This is a genomic window from Silvimonas sp. (genome assembly GCF_031291215.1).
Taxonomy (GTDB): Bacteria; Pseudomonadota; Gammaproteobacteria; order Burkholderiales; family Chitinibacteraceae; genus Silvimonas; species Silvimonas soli.
The window spans coordinates 1-1,103 of record NZ_JARLJK010000061.1 but is presented as its reverse complement, the minus strand read 5'-3'; the positions used below and the strand labels follow the sequence as shown (position 1 = coordinate 1,103).

General features: G+C 59.5%; 1 protein-coding gene. It reads left to right on the top strand.

Going from position 1 to position 1,103, the window contains the following annotated elements; all coding sequences use genetic code 11:
- Positions 1-5: 5 nt before the first annotated feature.
- Positions 6-950, top strand: a complete 945-nt coding sequence (locus P4L78_RS05620; RefSeq protein WP_309327211.1) for an IS5 family transposase — start codon at positions 6-8, stop codon at positions 948-950.
- The last annotated feature ends 153 nt before the right edge of the window (positions 951-1,103 follow it).

Sequence of the window (1,103 nt, the reverse complement as noted above, 5' to 3'; positions counted from 1 at the left end):
TTGGCCTGGACCTGAGCAACCGCCGCACGCGCAAGCGCGTGTTTCTCGATGAGATGGAGCGCGCGGTACCTTGGGATGAGTTTCTGACGCTGATTGCGCCGCACGCCCCGACCAAGGCAACGGGCCGCCGGCCGTTTCCCCTCGCAGCGATGCTGCGTATTCACCTGATGCAGCAATGGTTTGGTCTGAGCGACGTGGCGATGGAAGAAGCGTTGTACGACACGCCGCTGTACCGCGAATTCGCTGGCCTGGGCGGCATGAGCCGCCTGCCTGACCGCGTTAGCATCCTGCGCTTTCGGCATCTGCTCGAACGACACCAGCTTGCCGAGCAGTTTCTCAACACGGTCAACGAGCAACTCAATGCCAAAGGCTTCCTGCTCAGGGAAGGCACGGTGGTCGATGCCACGTTGATTGCCGCGCCGAGTTCCACGAAGAACAAGGAAGGCGAGCGTGACCCTGAGATGCACCAAGTCAAGAAGGGGAACCAATGGCATTTCGGCATGAAGGCGCATATTGGTGTGGATGCGGAATCGGGGCTGGTGCACACCGTCGTGGGCACAGCAGCCAATGTCAACGATGTCACGCAAGCTCATGCCTTGCTGCATGGCGAGGAGTGGGATGTGTTCGGTGATGCTGGTTACCAAGGTATTCAAAAGCGTAGCGATACCCAAGACATCGCGGTCAACTGGCACGTCGCAATGCGCCCAGGCAAGCGGCGCGCTTTGGATAAGAGCACACCGAGGGGCAAGCTGCGAGACGACATTGAGCGCGTCAAAGCCCGCATCCGCGCCAAGGTGGAGCACCCGTTTCGCATCATCAAGCGCCAGTTCGGCCACATGAAGGTGCGCTACCGTGGCTTGATGAAGAACACGCAGCAACTGCAGACGCTGTTTGCCTTGAGCAATCTGTGGATGATGCGCCATCGACTGCAGCCGGGCGCCAAAGGATGAGTGCGCCTTCGCCGACGCGAAACGCGGGCGACAACGCCGGTGATGATGCCGAAGCCGGTGCCGAATTCTGGCCGAAGCGCTCATCAAATTCATCTTGTCACGCTCACACTGTCAGCACGAACCTGCTGACGTCGTTTTGAACACCATCCTTAA